Source organism: Rhizobium sp. 10PS4 (assembly GCF_032464805.1).
Classification (GTDB): domain Bacteria; phylum Pseudomonadota; class Alphaproteobacteria; order Rhizobiales; family Rhizobiaceae; genus Rhizobium; species Rhizobium laguerreae.
This window is the reverse complement of the sequence record NZ_JAWDIW010000011.1, coordinates 228,847-242,760: the sequence shown is the minus strand read 5'-3', so window position 1 is coordinate 242,760 and position 13,914 is coordinate 228,847. Positions and strand designations below refer to the sequence as shown.

Sequence of the window (13,914 nt, the reverse complement as noted above, 5' to 3'; positions counted from 1 at the left end):
TCTCAGCTTTCGATAAAAATGAGCGCCGGCGTTTCGAGCAGCGTTCGGATGCGCTGCACGAAGTTTGCCGCATCCCAGCCGTCGATGATGCGATGATCGAAGCTGGAGGAGAGGTTCATCATCTTGCGCGGCACGAACTGCGCGCCGTCCCAGACCGGTCGCGTGGCGATCTTGTTGACGCCGATGATCGCCACTTCGGGACGATTGATGATGGGTGTCGAGACGATGCCGCCAAGCGCACCGAGCGAACTGATGGTGATGGTGGAGCCGGAAAGCTCATCGCGTGTCGCAGTACCCGATCGCGCCGCTTCCGCCAGCCGGTTCATCTCGGCGGCGCAATCCCAGATGCCGCGGGCTTCGGCATGCCGCACCACCGGCACGGTCAGACCGGCCGGCGTCTGCGTGGCGATGCCGATATGCACGGCACTATAGCGCGTGATGATGCCGGCATCGTCGTCGAAAGTGGCGTTGACGTCAGGCTGCTCGGAAATGGCCTTGACCAGCGCCCGCATCAGGAAGGGCAGAACCGTCAGCTTCGGATGATCAGGCCTGCGATCGCCGATCATCGTGGCGCGCAACTCCTCGAGCGCGGTCATATCAACTTCCTCCACATAGGTGATGTGGGGGATGCGCGAGGCGGAGAGCGCCATCTTCTCGGCAATGCGGCGGCGCAGGCCGGTCAGCTTGATCTCCTCGGTCGCCGTCCTCCTGGCAAAGCCGTTCTTTGCCGTTGCAGGCGCGGTCCCATGGGCCAGGAATTGCTCGATATCCTCGCGCAGGATGCGCCCGGCCGATCCGGTCGCCTGCACCTGCCTGAGATCGACACCGCTCTCCCTGGCGAAGAGCCGCACGGAGGGAGCGGCAAGCGGCTTTTCCGCTGGTGTTGCCGCTGGCACTGGCGCCGCAGGCGCTGCCGCAGCAGGTTTTACAATCTCGGCCTTGGGCGTTTCGGCAATCGGCGTCTGCGAAATCCCTACGGGCTGAGCCTCTCCGACAACTCCCGCCGTCTCGATCCGCACCAGCGGGGCCTTGACCGCGATACGGTCTCCGACCTCGCCGGCAAGCCAGATGACGGTGCCACTGACGGGAGACGGAATTTCCACGGTGGCCTTGTCGGTCATGACGGCGGCGATCACCATGTCCTCGCGGACGGGATCTCCCGTCTTCACATGCCATTCTACGATCTCGGCCTCGGCGACCCCTTCCCCGACATCGGGCATGTTGATGATGAATTCGCCCATGGCTCAGGCCTCCATGACTTCGGCAAGCGCCCGCCCAACACGGCCGGGACCGGGGAAATAGTCCCACTCCTGCGCATGCGGATACGGCGTATCCCAGCCGGCAACACGCACGACCGGTGCTTCGAGATGATAGAAGCAATGTTCCTGCACCAGCGACACAACCTCGGCGCCGAAGCCCGACGTTAAAGTGGCCTCATGAACCACAACGCAACGCCCGGTCTTGGTGACCGACTTGACGATTGTATCCAGATCGAGCGGCAGCAGGCTTCTGAGATCGATCACCTCGGCATCGATGCCGGCATCCTCGGCCGCAGCAAGCGCCACATGTACCATAGTGCCGTAGGCGACCACCGTCACCGCCGATCCTGCGCGCCGCACTTCGGCCTTGCCGATCGGGATGGTGTAATGGCCATCGGGCACCTCTCCGAGGTCGTGTTTTGACCAGGGCGTCACCGGCCGCTCGTGATGGCCGTCGAAGGGGCCGTTATAGAGGCGCTTCGGCTCCAGGAACATCACGGGGTCTGGATCCTCGATCCCCGCGATCAGCAAGCCTTTGGCGTCATAGGGATTGGACGGCACGATCACTTTCAGCCCGCAGACATGGGTAAAAAGCGCCTCCGGGCTCTGGCTGTGTGTCTGGCCGCCGAAGATACCGCCGCCGGTCGGCATACGCACGACGATCGGGCAGGTGAAATCGCCGTTGGAACGATAGCGGATACGCGCCGCCTCCTGCGTCAGCTGGTCATAGGCCGGATACATGTAATCGGCGAACTGGATTTCGACACAGGGCTTCAGCCCATAGGCCGCCATGCCGATCGCCGTGCCGACGATGCCGGATTCGCTGATCGGCGTATCGAAGCAGCGCGTTCTGCCGTATTTTGCCTGCAGGCCGTGTGTCGAGCGAAAGACGCCACCGAAATAACCGACATCCTCGCCGAAAACGACGACATTGTCGTCGCGTGCCATCGAGACGTCCATGGCGCTGCGCACGGCCTCGATCATCGTCATTCTTGACATGTCAGTACCCCGCCTTCTGTCGCTGGCGGCGGATATGCGGCGGCATCTCGGCATATACGCCCTCGAAAATGTCGCGCACCGAGGGCCTGCCGCCGGCATGCAGCGTGCCATGCGCCTCTGCCTGACGCTGCGCCTCGATCACCTCGTCCATGATTTCGGCTTCGGCCTGCACATGCCGTTCCTCCGACCATGCGCCCTTGACGATCAGGTGTTTCTTCAGCCGCAGCACGGGATCGCCGAGCGGCCAGGCCTCCGATTCCGTCTTGGGCCGATAGGCGCTCGGATCGTCGGAGGTCGAATGCGCGCCGACGCGATAGGTCACATATTCGATCAGCGTCGGGCCGAGATTGCGCCGCGCGCGCTCGGCCGCCCAGTAGGCGACGGCATGGACGGCGAGATAGTCGTTTCCGTCGACACGCAGCGCCGGAATGCCGAAGCCGAGGCCGCGCGCCGCGAAGGTGCCGGAGCCGCCGCGGGCAATACCCTGAAAAGTGGAGATCGCCCATTGATTGTTGACGATGTTGAGAATGACCGGCGCCTTATAGGTCGAGGCAAAAACGAGCGCCGAGTGGAAATCCGATTCCGCCGTCGATCCGTCGCCGATCCAGGCCGCGGCAATGCGGCTGTCATTCTTGATCGCCGAAGCCATCGCCCAGCCGACAGCCTGCACATATTGGGTGGCGAGATTGCCCGAGATGGTGAAGAAGCCGTGTTCCTTGGAGGAATACATGATCGGCAGTTGCCGGCCGCGCAGGGGATCGCTCTCGTTCGAGTAGATCTGGTTCATCATCTCGACCATCGGATAGTCGTCGGCAATCAGCAGGCCTGCCTGGCGATAGGTCGGGAAATTCATGTCGCCCTTCTCGAGCGCCTTGCGGAAGGCACAGCTGACGGCCTCCTCGCCGAGATGCTGCATGTAGAAGGAGGTCTTGCCCTGCCGCTGCGCCATCAGCATGCGGGCGTCAAAGGCGCGCAGCTTCATCATGTTGCGAAGCCCGGTCAGCAACGCCTCATCGGAGAGCGACGCAGCCCAAGGACCGACCGCCTCGCCCTCGCGGTTCAAAACGCGAATGATGGAATAGGCGAGGTCACGAATATCTTCGGATGCGACATCCACCTCCGGCCGCGGCACGGAACCGGCCTTGGCAATCTTGACATTGGAAAAATCGGGCTGACCGCCCGGGCGAACGGCGGGTTCGGGGACGTGCAGGCTCAAACGAGCGGAATCCACCATGTTTTTTCTTTCCTCCCTTTGCCGGCCTTGCTCCCCTCCTCCGGAAGCAGGGCCGGATGTGGTTCTATAGATTGCGGGCAATCACCATGCGCTGCACGTCACTTGTTCCTTCATAGATCTGGCAGATGCGCACATCGCGATAGATGCGCTCGACCGGATAATCGGCCATGTAGCCATAGCCGCCATGGATCTGGATCGCATCGGAGCAGACGCGCTCGGCCATTTCGGAGGCAAAGAGCTTCGCCATCGAGGCTTCCGACAGGCAGGGCAGTCCGGCTTCCCTGAGGGAGGCAGCATGAAAAACGAGCTGCCGCGCCGCCTCGATCCGCACCGCCATATCGGCAAGGCGGAACGCAACGGCCTGATGCTCGACGATCGGCTTGCCGAAGGCCGTACGCTCTTTGGCGTAGTCGCGCGCCGCCTCGAAGGCCGCCCGCGCCATGCCCACCGCCTGCGCTGCAATGCCGATCCGCCCACCCTCGAGATTGGCGAGCGCGATGCGATAACCTTCACCTTCCGCACCGAGCCTGAGTTCTGCCGGGATGCGCATGCTGTTGAAGGCGATCTGGCAGGTATCGGAGGAATGCAGCCCAAGTTTTTCCTCGACGCGGATCACCTCGTAGCCCGGCGTATCGGTCGGCACGATGAAGGCGGTGATACCCTTCTTGCCGACATCGGGATCGGTGACGGCAAAGACGATGATGACATGACCGTTCTTTCCCGAGGTGATGAATTGCTTGGAGCCGTCGAGCACGTAGTGATCGCCGTCACGCCGCGCCCGGGTCTTCAGGTTGGAGGCATCGGAACCGGCCTGCGGCTCGGTCAGCGCAAAGCCGCCAATCCATTCGCCGCTGGCCAGTTTCGGCAGGAAGCGCTGCCGCTGCTCCTCGGTACCGAATTTCAGGATCGGCACACAACCGACGGAGCTATGCACGCTCATGATCGTCGAACAGGGTCCGTCGCCGGCGGCAATCTCCTCGAGTGCCGCGGCATAGGCGACCACACCGGTATCCGACCCGCCATAGGCTTCCGGCACCAGCATGCCGAGCAGCCCGAGTTCACCCATTTCCTTCAATTCCTCGCGCGGGAAGAGATGCTCCCGGTCGCGTTTGGCCGCCCCCGGCGCCAACCGGTCGCGGGCAAAGTCGCGGGCGAGATCTGAGATTTGCTGCTGGAGGTCGGAAAGGATCATCTGTTCTGCCCTCCCCGCTCGTGCCGCTCGATGGCGACAGCCGTCGCCTCGCCGCCGCCGATGCAGAGCGCGGCCATGCCGCGCTTCAGGTCGTATCGCTCCAGTGCGGCAAGCAGCGTCACCAGAATCCGGGCTCCCGAAGCGCCGATCGGATGGCCGAGCGCACAAGCGCCGCCATGCACATTCACCTTTTCATGCGGCAGATCGAGATCGCGCATCGCCGCCATGGCGACGACGGCGAAAGCCTCGTTGATTTCGAACAGATCGACCTCCGACAGCGGCAAGCCGGTGCGATCGGACAGCTTCTGCAGCGCGCCGATCGGCGCCGTGGCGAAAAGATTGGGCGCCTGCGAATGCGTGGCATGGCCGATGATCGTCGCAAGCGGCTTGAGGCCGCGGCGCTCCGCCTCGGAGCGGCGCATCAGCACCAGGGCGGCAGCGCCATCGGAAATCGAGCTGGAATTGGCGGCGGTCACCGTGCCGCCGTCGCGGAAGGCGGCCTTAAGCGTCGGAATCTTATCTAGCTTCGCCTTGCCGGGTTGTTCATCGCGGCTCGCCACCTGCTCGACTCTGCCCGACTTCACCGTAACCGGCGCGATCTCGCTTTCGAAACAGCCTTCGGCAATCGCCTTCTGCGCCCGCGTCAGCGAGGTGATGGCGTAGCTATCCTGCGCCTCGCGCGTGAACTGATAGGCCTCGGCGCAATCCTCCGCGAAGCTGCCCATCAAGCGCCCCCTGTCATAAGCATCCTCCAGCCCGTCGAGGAACATGTGATCCACGACGCGCCCATGGCCGAGCCTGTAGCCGCCACGGGCCTTGTCAAGAAGATAGGGCGCATTCGTCATGCTTTCCATGCCGCCCGCGACCGCCAGCGAAGCGCTGCCGGCGGCGATCAGGTCATGTGCCATCATGACCGCCTTCATGCCCGAGCCGCACATCTTGTTGACGGTGCTGGCCGCGGTCGCGAAGGGCAGGCCGGCATGGATCGCCGCCTGGCGCGCCGGCGCCTGCCCCTGTCCCGCCGGCAGCACGCAGCCGAAGACGACCTCCTCGATCGCCTCGGCCTCGACGCGACTCCGCTCAAGCGCCGCTCGGATCGCGGTTGCTCCCAGTTCCGGTGCAGTTGCATCCTTCAGCTCTCCTTGAAAGCTGCCGATCGGGGTGCGCGCCGCACCGACGATAACGATGGGGTCTTGCAAAACCATCTTTCCTCCTTCGGGCAACCCGCTCAGCGCGCGCCCATCCGCAATGCGCCGTCGAGGCGGATGACCTCGCCGTTCAGCATGTTGTTTTCAAAGATATGACGGACCAGCCCGGCGAATTCCGCCGGACGGCCGAGCCGCGGCGGAAAGGGCATGCTCTTGCCGAGCGCTGCCTGAACTTCGGCCGGCATATCAGCCATCATCGGCGTCTCGAAAATGCCGGGCGCGATCGCGACGACGCGAATGCCGTGACGTGCAAGCTCGCGGGCGATCGGCAAGGTCATCGCCGCCACCCCGCCCTTGGAGGCGGCATAGGCTGCTTGGCCGATCTGGCCGTCGAAGGCTGCAACCGAGGCCGTATTGACGATGACGCCGCGTTCGCCTTCCGCATCCGGCTCGGTCGTCTGGATCGCTGCGGCGGCAAGCCGGATCATGTTGAACGTACCGATGAGATTGATGCGGACCGTGCGCGCAAAACTCTCCAGCCGGTGCGGTCCGTCGCGGCCGATCACCTTTTCGGCCGGCGCCACACCTGCGCAATTCACCAATCCGCGCAAGCCGCCAAAGGCTTCGACGGCAGCGGCAACCACCGCCGCCCCCTCCTCGCCATCGGTCACGTCGGCCCTGACGAAACGGGCATCGCTTCCGAATACCCGGACGATATCTTGACCGGCTTCCGCGTTGAGATCGGCGATTGTCACCCGTCCGCCCGCCTCCACAAGCATGCGCGCCGTCGCCGCGCCGAGGCCAGAGCCGCCGCCGGTCACGATGAAACTCGCACCTCGGATCAGCATGAATCTGTTCCTCCCTACCGGCCGCGCCTCCTCCAGGCTCAGCCGAATGAGAGGATTCTATTCCGTCGGCCTATTGCAAGCGATGACAGAACTGCTCCATTATTTCGGACAGTTTTGCCATAGAGAGGGCGCGATGGCCGAAGTCGAGCGACGCATGATTGCACCGGCCTTTGTCGAGGAGGCACTCGACAGTCTGCGGCGGCTGGATAAGCCGATAGAGCCTATTCTTGCCCACGTCGGCCTGGCATCCCCGGTCGATCAGCCGGTTTCGGCAGAGACCTATGGCGCGCTCTGGCTGGCGATCGCCGCCGAACTCGACGATGAATTCTTCGGCATGGGGGGCCGACCGATGCGCAGCGGCAGCTTCACGCTGCTCTGCCACTCCGTGCTGCATGCGCCGACGCTGGGTCATGCGCTACGCCGGGCGCTACGCTTCCTCGATGTCGTGCTCGACGACCCCCGAGGACGGCTCGTCATCCGCGACGGTCTGGCCGAGATCGAGCTCAGCGATGCCGGCGGCCCGCGTTCGGCCTTCGCCTACCGCACCTACTGGATCATCCTGCACGGCATCATCTGTTGGCTGGTCGGCCGGCGCATTCCGATCCGCCTCGTCGATTTCCGCTGCGCCGAGCCCAAACAAGGCGCCGACTACCGGCTGTTCTTCGGTGCACCAGTGCGTTTCTCGCAACCGGTCAGCCGTCTCGGATTCGACAGCGCCTTGCTGGATCTGCCGGTGGCGCGCAGCGAACAGGCGCTCAAACAGTTCCTCCGCGGCGCGCCCGCCAATATTCTTGTGCGCTACCGCTATGATGCCGGCATCGCCGCCGCCATCCGCCGGCGCTTGAACCAGGCAACGCCTGCCATGTGGCGGAGTTTTGCCGAGCTTGCCGCCGATATGCGCATGCCGCCCTCCACTCTCCGTCACCGCCTGCGCGACGAGGGACAAAGCTATGCCGCCATCAAGGACGACATCCGCCGGGATCTCGCCGTCGAACTGCTGCTGAACACGCCGAAGACCATCGGCGAGATTGCCGTGCAACTCGGCTATTCCGAGCCGAGCGCCTTCTTCCGAGCCTTCCGCAAATGGATGGGCAAGAGCCCCGAAGCCTTTCGCCGGGAGGAAGCTCTCTCGCAATTGGATGAGCCATCGCATTCAAGAGCACTTTGAACCCGCCGCAACCCGCGCTACATATTTCAGCGGGAGGAGTGCCATGTTTGATTTTTCGCTCGGCGAAACCGCGGACGCGATCCGTGAAACGACGGCGCGGTTTGCCGCCGATCATATTGCTCCGCTGGCTGCGGAGATCGACGAAAGCAACACGTTTCCACGCCAGCTCTGGCCTGAGATGGGCGCGCTCGGCCTGCACGGAATCACCGTCGAGGAAGAATTCGGCGGCGCCGGTCTCGGTTACCTCGATCATGTCGTCGCCATGGAGGAAATTTCTCGCGCCTCGGCCTCCGTCGGCCTGAGCTACGGCGCCCATTCCAATCTCTGCGTCAACCAGATCCGCCGCTGGGCCTCGCCGGAGCAAAAGCGCAGCCACCTGCCGAAGCTGATCTCCGGCGAACATGTCGGTTCGCTCGCCATGTCGGAGGTCGGCGCCGGTTCCGATGTCGTCTCCATGCGGTTGCGTGCCGAGAAAAAAGGCGATCGCTATATTCTGAACGGCACCAAGTTCTGGATCACCAACGCGCCGCATGCCGACGTGCTTGTTGTCTATGCCAAGACCGATCCCGCAGCCGGCCCGAAAGGCATTTCCGCCTTGATTATCGAGAAGGGCCTGCCCGGTTTCAGCGTCTCCAAGAAACTCTCCAAACTCGGCATGCGCGGCAGCGACACGGCCGAACTGGTCTTCGAGGATTGCGCGGTGCCGGCCGAGGCGCTGATGGGCCGGGAGGGAGAAGGCGTGAAGATCCTCATGTCCGGCCTCGACTATGAGCGCGCCGTGCTTGCCGCCGGGCCGCTCGGCATCATGCAGGCCTGCCTCGATGTCGTGCTGCCCTATGTGCGCGATCGCAAACAGTTCGGCAAAGCGATCGGCGATTTCCAGCTGATGCAGGGCAAGATCGCCGACATGTATGTCGCGCTGAATTCGGCGCGCGCTTATGTCTATTCCGTCGCCCGCGCCTGCGATGCCGGCCGCGCGACGCGCACGGATGCAGCTGCTGCAATCCTCTTTGCCAGCGAAAATGCCGTGAAGGTCTCGCTGGAGGCGATCCAGGCGCTCGGCGGCGCCGGCTATACCAAGGAATGGCCGGTCGAGCGCTTTTTGCGCGACGCCAAGCTTTACGATATCGGCGCCGGCACCAATGAGATCCGCCGCTACCTGATCGGCCGGGAGCTCATTGCGTCATGACGGTTATTTCGACTGCGATCGACCGCGACAGCGACAGCTTCAAGGCCAATGCCAGCAAAAACAAAGCCCTGATCGACGAACTCCACAATCGTTCGGCGAAAGCGCGCGAGGGCGGATCGCAGACAGCGCGCGAGCGCCATACCGGCAAAGGTAAGCTGCTGCCGCGCGACCGCATCCAGCTTTTGCTCGATGCCGGCAGCCCGTTCCTGGAGATCGGCACGCTGGCAGCCAACGGCATGTATGATGACGAGGCGCCCGGCGCCGGCATCATATCAGGCATCGGCCGCGTTGCCGGCCGCGAGGTGATGATCGTCGCCAATGACGCGACGGTGAAGGGCGGTGCCTATTTCCCGATGACGGTGAAGAAACATCTCCGGGCGCAGGAGATCGCCATGCAGAACCGGTTGCCCTGTCTCTATCTGGTCGATAGCGGCGGCGCCAATCTTCCGCATCAGGCCGAAGTCTTTCCCGACCGCGACCATTTCGGCGCGATCTTCTACAACCAGGCCCAGATGTCGGCCGAAGGCATTCCGCAGATCGCCTGCGTTATGGGAAGCTGTACCGCCGGCGGCGCCTATGTGCCCGCCATGTCCGACGAAACGGTCATTGTGCGCAACCACGGCACGATCTTCCTCGCCGGCCCGCCGCTGGTGAAGGCCGCAACCGGCGAGATCATCTCGGCCGAAGAGCTCGGCGGCGCCGAAACCCATGGCCGCCGCTCCGGCGTCGTCGATCATGTGGCCGAAAACGACGAACATGCGCTGCTGCTCGTTCGCGATATCGCAGCCACCCTCAACAGCGTGAAATCAGTCGACATCGACCTGCAGCGGCCACGACCGCCGAAGCTCGATCCAGAGGATCTCTGCGGCCTCATCCCGGAGGATGTTCGCTCGCCCTATGATGTGCGCGAGGTCATCGGCCGGATCGTCGATGGCTCGGAACTGCATGAGTTCAAGCCGCTCTACGGCGCCACACTGGTCTGCGGCTTCGCCCGCATCTGGGGCATGCCTGTCGCCGTCATCGCCAATAACGGCGTTCTCTTCTCCGAAAGCGCGCTGAAAGGCGCGCATTTCATCGAGCTTGCCTGCCAGCGCCGCGTGCCTTTGCTCTTTCTGCAAAACATCTCCGGCTTCATGGTCGGCGGTCGCTATGAGGCCGGCGGCATCGCCAAGGATGGGGCAAAGCTGGTGATGGCGGTTGCGACCGCGAGCGTGCCGAAGGTCACGGTCATCATCGGCGGCAGCTTCGGCGCCGGCAATTACGGCATGTGCGGCCGCGCCTATCGCCCGCGCTTTCTCTTCACCTGGCCGAACAGCCGCATCAGCGTGATGGGCGGCGAACAGGCGGCCTCGGTGCTCGCCACGATCCGCCGAGACTCCATGGAGGCGCGCGGTGAGAATTGGCCTATTGACGAGGAGGAAGCCTTCAAGGCGCCGATCCGCGCCGGCTACGAGGCCGAGGGAAATCCCTATTATGCCACGGCTCGCCTCTGGGACGACGGCATCATCGATCCGCGCCAGACCCGGGATGTGCTGGGCCTTGCCTTTTCCGCCTGTCTGAATGCGCCGATCCCGAAAGGGCCGCGCTTCGGCCTGTTCAGGATGTGAGGCGCCGATGATGGAAAGTCTTCTCATTGCCAACAGGGGCGAAATCGCCCGCCGCATCATCCGCTCGGCCAAGATGCTCGGCATCCGCACCATCGCCGTCTATTCCGAAGCCGATGCCGGCCTGCCCTACGTCAGGGAGGCGGACGAGGCGATTGCCATCGGCCCGGCGCCGGCACGCGAGAGCTATCTCTCTCAGACCCGCATCCTCGATGCCGCCCGGAAAACCGGCGCTGCTGCGATCCATCCCGGCTACGGTTTTCTTTCGGAAAATGCCGAATTTGCCGAAGCGGTGGAAAAGGCCGGCATCCTCTGGGTCGGCGCGCCGCCGGCGGCCATCCGTGCCATGGGCCTTAAGGATGCCGCCAAGGAATTGATGCAGGCAGCCGGCGTGCCCGTGACCCCCGGCTATATGGGCGCGGACCAGAGCGAAGAGAGACTGACGGCCGAGGCGGAAAACATCGGTTATCCCGTGCTCATCAAGGCGGTCGCCGGTGGCGGCGGCAAGGGCATGCGCCGCGTCGATCGCCCGCAGGATTTCGCCGAACGTCTCGCCTCCTGCCGCCGTGAGGCGGCCGCCGCCTTCGGCGACGACCGCGTTCTGATCGAACGCTATATCGCCAATCCGCGCCATATCGAGGTGCAGGTTTTCGCCGATACGCTCGGCAACTACGTTCATCTCTTCGAACGCGATTGTTCGCTGCAGCGCCGTCACCAGAAGGTCATCGAGGAGGCCCCTGCCCCCGGCCTCGATGCCGCTACCCGGGCATTGATCTGCGATGCGGCAGTGAAGGCCGCAAGAGCGGTCAACTATGTCGGCGCCGGCACCATCGAATTCATCGCCGATGCCTCGGAAGGCCTTCGCGAAGATCGCATCTGGTTCATGGAGATGAACACCCGCCTGCAGGTGGAACACCCGGTCACCGAGGCAATTACTGGCGAGGATCTGGTGCTCTGGCAGTTGAAGGTCGCTAGCGGCGAGCCGCTGCCGAAAATGCAGGACGAGATTGCCATGAACGGCTGGGCCTTCGAAGCCCGGCTCTATGCCGAAAATCCTGCCGCCGGCTATCTGCCCTCGACAGGCCGGCTCGAACATCTCAGCCTGCCAGAAACAATCCGCGTCGATAGCGGCGTCGAGCAAGGGGATGACATCACCGCCTTCTATGACCCGATGATTGCCAAGATTGTCGCCCATGGGCCGAACCGCGAGGCCGCACTTTCGAAGCTCGCAGCCGCCTGCGCAGAGATCGAGGTCTGGCCGGTCAGATCCAATGCCGGCCTTCTCACCCGCATCGCCGTCGATCCGGATTTTCGCGCAGCTCGGATCGATACCGGCTTTCTCGACCGCCATGGCGACAGGCTTGTGGCGACGGAGCCGAGCGAAACCGCAATCGACACCGCGGCCACCGTGCTTTCAAAAAATACGGATGGTGATCCCTGGTCTGCGCTGACCGGGTTCCGCATCGCCGGCGCGGATGACAAAAGGGTGCGCATCCGTATCGGCGATCACCTCCATTGGGGGCAATCACGTCCGGAGCTTGAGGCAAATACAGTCACGATCGGTGAAACCACGGTGCTTTTCGACGCCGGCAACGCCTGGCCGATCAGCCTGCCGGTCGCCAGCGAAGTCGAAGCAAGTCAGGGTGCCGGCGACGGCGCGATCCTTTCGCCCATGCCCGGCCTCGTCATTTCGGTGGATGTCGCCGAAGGCGATCGGGTCGCCAAGGGGGACCGCCTGCTGACGGTCGAAGCGATGAAAATGGAACATTCTCTGCGTGCGCCCTTCGACGGCATCGTCGAAAAACTGCAGGTTGCCTCGGGGATCAGGGTCTCGGAAAACCAGCTGGTCGTCAGCATTGTGAAGGAGCAGGATTGATGGCCGGCCGTTATTTCGACGAGTGGACGGTCGGCGACCGCATCGCCCACGACATCCGTCGCACGGTCACCGAGACCGACAATCTGCTCTTCACGACGCTTTCCCACAATCCGCAGCCTCTGCATCTCGATGCCGACTATGCGGCCGGCACCGAATTCGGCCGGATCGTCGTCAACGGCACCTTCACCTTCGCGCTCACCGTCGGCCTTTCGGTCGGCGACACCACGCTCGGCACGCTCGTCGCCAATCTCGGCTATGACAAGGTGACGATGCCGAAGCCGGTCTTCATCGGCGATACGCTGCGGGTGGAAACGGAGGTGATGGAGCTGCGTCGCTCGAACTCCCGCCCCGATGCCGGCATCGTCACCTTCCGGCATATCACCCTGAACCAGCGCGGCGAGATCGTCTGCCAGTGCCTGCGCACGGCAATGCTGAAGGTGAAACCGTCATGAGGCTGCGCTCGCTGCTCTTTGCACCCGGTGACCGGCCGGAGCGTTTCGAAAAAGCGCTTGCCTCGGGCGCCGATGCCGTCATTCTCGACCTGGAAGATTCGGTTGCGCCCCTAAACAAGCCGAAAGCGCGAGAGAGCGTGCACGAATTCGTCTTGCATCATGCCGGCGAGACCCCTCTTCTTATCCGCATCAACCCCCTCGCCTCGCAAGAATTCGAAGACGACCTTGCCGCTTTGAGCGGCCTTCATCCTTTCGCGATCGTGCTGCCGAAGGCCGAGGGTGCCGCCTCGGTGCTGAAGCTCGCAGGCTCTCTTGCATCTGCAATTCCCATCTTGCCGATCGCAACCGAAACGCCATCTGCGATCTTCGAGATCGGCAGCTACCGGGATGTCTCAACCAGCCTCTGCGGCCTGACCTGGGGGGCTGAGGATCTGCCGGCCGCGATGGGGGCTGCGACCGCGCGGAGGACGGATGGCCGCTATACGCCACCTTACGAGCTTGCCCGTTCGCTCACGCTATTCGGAGCCCATGCCGCCGCCGTTCCGGCGATCGACACCGTCTATCCAGATTTCCGCGATCTGGGCGGTCTCAGGGCCTATGTCGGCCGCGCCCGGCGCGATGGCTTTTCCGGTATGATGGCCATCCATCCGAGCCAGGTCGAGGTGATCAATCACGCCTTCACGCCGGATCCGTCCGAGGTCGCCTGGGCCGAGAAAGTCGCCGCCGCCTTCGCCGCCAGGCCCGACGCGGGCGTCGTTCAGCTTGATGGGCGCATGTTGGATTTGCCGCATCTCAAGCTTGCGATGCGCATCCTGGATGTGGCCGGGCGATAGTCAAGAAGCCGCCTTCAGCCTGACTTCCCCGCTCGTTCGGAGGCCACAGGCCCTTGTCCTGTGAGGTAGCCGGCACCGACCGGGACATAAAGGTCCACATAGCCTTTGGCGA

At 63.6% G+C, this 13,914-nt stretch carries 12 protein-coding genes; 6 read left to right on the top strand and 6 right to left on the bottom strand.

What is annotated here, in order from left to right; genetic code table 11:
* Positions 1 to 2: 2 nt before the first annotated feature.
* The 6 genes from RWJ89_RS22000 to RWJ89_RS21975 form a co-directional block, all read right to left on the bottom strand.
* A complete protein-coding gene (locus RWJ89_RS22000; protein WP_221946652.1) occupies positions 3 to 1,241 on the bottom strand; it encodes a dihydrolipoamide acetyltransferase family protein in 1,239 nt (412 codons plus the stop codon).
* Between the two features lie 3 nt (positions 1,242 to 1,244).
* Positions 1,245 to 2,258, bottom strand: a complete 1,014-nt coding sequence (locus RWJ89_RS21995) for an alpha-ketoacid dehydrogenase subunit beta (RefSeq protein WP_168282523.1) — start codon at positions 2,256 to 2,258, stop codon at positions 1,245 to 1,247.
* Position 2,259: 1 nt separating this feature from the next.
* Entirely contained in the window at positions 2,260 to 3,492 is a 1,233-nt protein-coding gene (locus RWJ89_RS21990) for a thiamine pyrophosphate-dependent enzyme (protein WP_168282521.1), read from the bottom strand.
* A gap of 64 nt (positions 3,493 to 3,556) precedes the next feature.
* Positions 3,557 to 4,684: an acyl-CoA dehydrogenase family protein gene (locus RWJ89_RS21985; protein ID WP_168282519.1), complete on the bottom strand. Its 1,128-nt coding sequence runs from the start codon at positions 4,682 to 4,684 to the stop codon at positions 3,557 to 3,559.
* Entirely contained in the window at positions 4,681 to 5,889 is a 1,209-nt protein-coding gene (locus RWJ89_RS21980) for an acetyl-CoA C-acyltransferase (RefSeq protein ID WP_222011507.1), read from the bottom strand. Before RWJ89_RS21980 ends, RWJ89_RS21985 begins: the two co-directional genes overlap by 4 nt.
* A gap of 23 nt (positions 5,890 to 5,912) precedes the next feature.
* Positions 5,913 to 6,680, bottom strand: coding sequence for an SDR family NAD(P)-dependent oxidoreductase (locus tag RWJ89_RS21975; RefSeq protein WP_222011506.1), 768 nt, complete (start codon positions 6,678 to 6,680; stop codon positions 5,913 to 5,915).
* An 82-nt stretch (positions 6,681 to 6,762) separates the two neighbouring features.
* Here RWJ89_RS21975 and RWJ89_RS21970 point away from each other — a divergent pair, with 82 nt between their 5' ends.
* From RWJ89_RS21970 to RWJ89_RS21945, 6 genes are read left to right on the top strand one after another with little or no spacing between them, the layout of a single operon-like run.
* Entirely contained in the window at positions 6,763 to 7,848 is a 1,086-nt protein-coding gene (locus RWJ89_RS21970) for an AraC family transcriptional regulator (RefSeq protein WP_222011505.1), read from the top strand.
* 43 nt (positions 7,849 to 7,891) lie between these two features.
* Entirely contained in the window at positions 7,892 to 9,037 is a 1,146-nt protein-coding gene (locus RWJ89_RS21965) for an isovaleryl-CoA dehydrogenase (RefSeq protein ID WP_222011504.1), read from the top strand.
* Positions 9,034 to 10,644, top strand: coding sequence for a carboxyl transferase domain-containing protein (locus RWJ89_RS21960; protein ID WP_221999877.1), 1,611 nt, complete (start codon positions 9,034 to 9,036; stop codon positions 10,642 to 10,644). The genes RWJ89_RS21965 and RWJ89_RS21960 overlap by 4 nt, the downstream gene beginning before the upstream one ends.
* A 7-nt stretch (positions 10,645 to 10,651) precedes the next feature.
* Complete coding sequence (locus tag RWJ89_RS21955) at positions 10,652 to 12,517, top strand: acetyl/propionyl/methylcrotonyl-CoA carboxylase subunit alpha (RefSeq protein ID WP_222062065.1); 1,866 nt, start codon at positions 10,652 to 10,654, stop codon at positions 12,515 to 12,517.
* A complete protein-coding gene (locus RWJ89_RS21950) occupies positions 12,517 to 12,969 on the top strand; it encodes a MaoC family dehydratase (protein WP_011654322.1) in 453 nt (150 codons plus the stop codon). The genes RWJ89_RS21955 and RWJ89_RS21950 overlap by 1 nt, the downstream gene beginning before the upstream one ends.
* Positions 12,966 to 13,802 carry an HpcH/HpaI aldolase/citrate lyase family protein gene (locus RWJ89_RS21945; RefSeq protein ID WP_221980377.1) on the top strand — a complete coding sequence of 279 codons (837 nt, stop codon included), beginning with the start codon at positions 12,966 to 12,968 and terminating at the stop codon, positions 13,800 to 13,802. The genes RWJ89_RS21950 and RWJ89_RS21945 overlap by 4 nt, the downstream gene beginning before the upstream one ends.
* Positions 13,803 to 13,914 lie beyond the last annotated feature (112 nt).